The sequence below is a fragment of the Erythrobacter sp. genome, assembly GCF_023653175.1.
Classification (GTDB): Bacteria; Pseudomonadota; Alphaproteobacteria; order Sphingomonadales; family Sphingomonadaceae; genus Erythrobacter.
Genome location: NZ_JAMNXL010000248.1, coordinates 1 through 4,119 on the forward strand (window position 1 = coordinate 1; position 4,119 = coordinate 4,119).

General features: G+C 64.5%; 4 protein-coding genes and 1 tRNA gene. All 5 read right to left on the minus strand.

Features of this window, described 5'->3' with window-relative positions; all coding sequences use genetic code 11:
- Window positions 1-1,023 (minus strand): integrase arm-type DNA-binding domain-containing protein (locus NBV68_RS18225; RefSeq protein ID WP_296312707.1); only part of this gene is annotated, 1,023 nt, incomplete at its 3' end.
- A 177-nt stretch (window positions 1,024-1,200) separates the two neighbouring features.
- Window positions 1,201-1,277: transfer RNA gene (locus NBV68_RS18230), tRNA-Met, on the minus strand.
- A 134-nt stretch (window positions 1,278-1,411) separates the two neighbouring features.
- Window positions 1,412-1,975, minus strand: coding sequence for a 2'-5' RNA ligase family protein (locus NBV68_RS18235; protein ID WP_296312709.1), 564 nt, complete (start codon window positions 1,973-1,975; stop codon window positions 1,412-1,414).
- Window positions 1,956-2,921 (minus strand): endolytic transglycosylase MltG, encoded by a 966-nt coding sequence (mltG, locus tag NBV68_RS18240; RefSeq protein WP_296312711.1) that lies wholly within the window; start codon window positions 2,919-2,921, stop codon window positions 1,956-1,958. The genes NBV68_RS18235 and mltG overlap by 20 nt, the downstream gene beginning before the upstream one ends.
- 4 nt (window positions 2,922-2,925) lie before the next feature.
- Window positions 2,926-4,119: beta-ketoacyl-ACP synthase II (fabF, locus tag NBV68_RS18245; protein ID WP_296312713.1), on the minus strand; the 1,194-nt coding region annotated here is incomplete at its 5' end.

A 4,119-nucleotide genomic window follows, 5' to 3' on the forward strand; every position in this document is an offset into this window, starting at 1 on the left:
GGTGCTGGCGAGCCCCCGGAACCCATGGACCGTCTGCCGACTATGATAACCAAGCCGGTATAGGGCGTAGATCATAGTGTTTTCGGACAGCGGCTTGTCTGCGCTCACCCCAGGGAACAAGAATTCGCCTGTCGCGCGCGATATCATCGTCCTAGCTATCTGGGCAGCCTGAGCGGAAAGAGGGACAAGGTGCTCTCGCCCCATCTTCATCCGCGCAGCCGGGATGCGCCACAGCGGATTTTTGCCGTGGAGGTCCTCAAACTCTGATTTGACAGCGAGGCGAAGCTCCTTGGTCCGGACCCAAGTCAGCAAGGCGAACATGACCGCGTCCCTCGTGATTGCCGAGCGCCGTTCACCTTCTTCCTGGTAGTCTCGGACCTTCTCAATAAACGCAGGCAACTCAACAAGTGGCAAGCGGCTCATGTGCTTTACCCTTGGCCGTGGCTTCAGGGCGCCGCGAAGATTTGCTGTCGGATCACTGGAGGCCAACCCGCAAGCAATGGCAAACTGAAAGACCTGACCTACCCCCTGCTTAGCACGCCGGCTGATATCGAGCGCGCCGCGTGACTCTATACGGCGTATCATCTCCAGAACCTCTGGCGCGGTGATCTCCTGAATCGGTCTTTGGCCGATGTAAGGGAACACATCCCGCTCCATCCGGGACCAGACACGATCGGCATGCGCCGGATCCAGTGCAGTCTTTCGGTTCTCATGCCAGCGGTTCGCGACGGCGAAGAAGGTGTCCCCGCCCTCCGATGTTACTTGGCCCTTGGCCAACATCGGGTCCTTGCCTTCCGCGAGGACGGCTTTAGCCGCCCTACGCTTTTCTCTGGCAGCTGCGATCCCCAATGCCGGGTAGGCTCCGAAGGAGAGCAGCTTCTCCTTGCCTGCAAAGCGGTACTTCATCCGCCAGAGCTTCGCGCCATTCGGCTGGACGAGCAGAAACAGGCCTTCGCCGTCGGCTAGCTTGTAAGCGCGCTCCAGCGGCTTGGCGTTCTTCGCTTGGTTCTCTGTGAGAGGCATGGGGGTATCGCTCCTTTCCGATACTCCGCGAAAATACCCCCAAAATACCCCCACATCAAATTTGGCTGCATATGGAAGGCCATGGACGCATGCGGACGCGAATCACCCGCAACCCTCTGCTTTCTGTTGAATTTTTGGAAAAATGCGGAAGCGTTCGGAAGCTTCCGGAAAGGCCTATGGTAGCGGAGGAGGGACTCGAACCCCCGACACGCGGATTATGATTCCGCTGCTCTAACCGGCTGAGCTACTCCGCCCCACGGGCATCCGGGCGGGTATCCGGCCGGATTCAGCGGCGGGTCTCCCCGACGCGAGGCGCGCCATTAGGGCCGCACGGGCGTGGGGTCAAGCCCCTAAGCAACCGGGCGCCTTGGGGGCACCCATGGGTGACCTACAACCTCGCCCGGCCGCGCAAAGCGCAGGTCTTGATCTCTTCCCAAGGCCCCCCGCAGTACCGATGGAGCGCGAGCGCAGGGAAGGCGAAGCGGCCCTTGGCGATCCATGGCGCAAGCAGTTGCGGCAGCGTCGCCTGAAGCGCGCGCGCCTCCTCCTTGGTGACCTTGTTCTGGACGGTGATGTGCGGGCGCGGCTCGTGGAGATCCTGCGCGGTGAGGCTGCCGCGGAAATGCTCGGCTATACAGCCACGAAGGGCGAGCAGCTGCGGCGCCTCGAGCGCGATGGCGGTGCCCTTGCCCAGATCCATGACGCCCTTCACCGCCCCCTCGGGCGCGGCGAACTCGGCGGCGAGCCTGGGGAGATAGTCGCGCAGCTCCTCGAGCAGCGAGGGCGCGAAGGCGTGGAACAGCGTGACATGCGCGTGGAGATAGTTCTTGTCGGGCGGATAATGCGCGCGCCGCAGACCTTGCGCGAAGGCCTGCAAATCGCGCGGCAGGACGGCGGTCAGGATGAAGGGCTGAGGGATGGTGCCCTGCCCCCTACATCTCGCCCCGCTCACGGCGGATCGCGTACCACTTGGCAACGTTGGCGTTGTGCTCGGCAAGCGTGTCGGCAAACCAGTGTCCGCCCGTGCCGTCGGCGACCATGAACAGGGCGCTGGTCTTCTCCGGGTTGAGCACGGCGGCGATGCTGGCGCGGCCCGGGTTGGTGATCGGCCCGACCGGCAGCCCGGCGCGGGTATAGGTGTTGTAGCCGTTGACCGCCGCGATCTGCGACTGCTTGATCCGCTCGCCAAGCGGCTTGCCCTTGGTGATCGGATAGATGATCGTGGGGTCCGCCTGCAGCTTCATACCGGTGCGCACACGGTTAGAATAGAGTCCGGCGACCATGCGCCGTTCCTCGGGCTTGCCGGTTTCCTTCTCGACGATCGAGGCAAGGATCAGCGCATCGCGCATGGTATCGACCGCAATGCCGGGGGCGCGCTTGGCCCATTCCTCGGCGAGAGCGCGGTCCATGGCCGCCTGCATCTGCTCGACCAGCTTGGCGCGCGACTGGCCGCGCTCGAAACTATAGGTATCGGGCAGGATCGAGCCTTCGGGCGGCACCGGGATCTCGCCGGTGAGCAGTTCCTCGCCCATCAGCCGCTCCCACACCAGGATCGAGGGCATGCCTTCGGGAATGGTCACGAAGCGCCGGATCACGTCGCCCGACTGGAAGGCGGCGAGGATGTCGCCCTGGCTCATGCCGGGCTTGAGCAGGAACTCGCCCGCCTGGATCGGCTCTTCGGAGCCGAAGATGCGCGCCTGAAGGGTGAAGCCGGAGGCCGAGGTGATCAGCCCCTCGGCCTCGAGCTTGGCGGCGACCGTGCCTACCGAGGCACCAGCGGGGATGGTGAAGGGCGTGTCCTTCGTGATCGTCGCCGAGCCGAGGAAGGTCCACGCCAGGACCAGTCCCGCGAGCGCGAGGCCCAGCACCAGCAGCACGAGACCCCGCAGGCGTGTCACGGTATCAGTCGACCTTCTGCATGATGATCGAGGCGTTGGTCCCGCCGAAGCCGAAGGAATTGTTCAGAACCGCGCGCACTTCGCGCTTCTTCGCCACCAGCGGCACGAGGTCGATGCCCTCGGTGCCATCGTCGGGATCATGCAGGTTCAGCGTCGGCGGCACGATTCCGTCGCGCATCGCGAGGATGCAGAAGATCGCCTCCACCGCGCCCGCGCCGCCGAGCAGGTGGCCGATCGCGCTCTTGGTCGAGGACATCGACGCGCCCCCCAGATCATCGCCCAGCACGCGCTTGATCGCGGCGAGTTCAATGGTGTCGGCCATGGTCGAGGTGCCGTGGGCGTTGATGTAGTCGATATCGCCCGGACCGAGACCGGCCTTCTTCAGTGCCATCCGCATGGCAAGCTCCGCGCCGCGGCCTTCGGGGTGCGGGGCGGTGACGTGATAGGCATCGCCCGACAGGCCATAGCCGGTGACTTCGGCATAGATCTTGGCGCCGCGCGCCTTGGCGCGCTCGTATTCTTCGAGCACGATCACGCCCGCGCCCTCGCCCATTACAAAGCCATCGCGGTTCTTGTCGTAGGGACGGCTCGCTTCCGTGGGCCGGTCGTTCATGCTCATGTTGAGCGCGCGCGCCTGGGCGAAGCCGGCTATGCCGAGCGGATTGATGGTGCTCTCTGCCCCGCCCGCCAGCATGATGTCGGCATCGTCGGCCATGATCATCCGCGCCGCGTCACCGATCGAGTGCGCGCCGGTCGAGCAGGCGGTGACGACCGCGTGGTTCGGGCCCATGAAGCCGTATTTGATCTGCACCTGCCCGGTGATGAGATTGATCAACCGCCCGTGTACGAAGTGCGGACTAACCCGCGACGGACCGCGTTCGTGGAGGTTGACGCTCTCGATCTCGATCCCCGGCAGGCCGCCGATGCCCGATCCGATCGAGCAGCCGGTGCGCTCCCTTTCGGCCTCGGTCATGTCGGTGAGGCCGGCGTCTTCAAGCGCCTGCCCTGCGGCATCGATGCCGTAGATGATGAAAGGATCGACCTGACGCTGGACCTTGTGGTCGACGCGCTTGTCGGGATCGAAGCCCCAAGGGTGATCCTTGGGCTTGACCTCGCAAGCGATCGTGCACTTCTGGTTCGAGGCATCGAAGCGGGTGATCTGCCCCGCCCCGCTCTTGCCAGCAATGAGGTTTGCCCA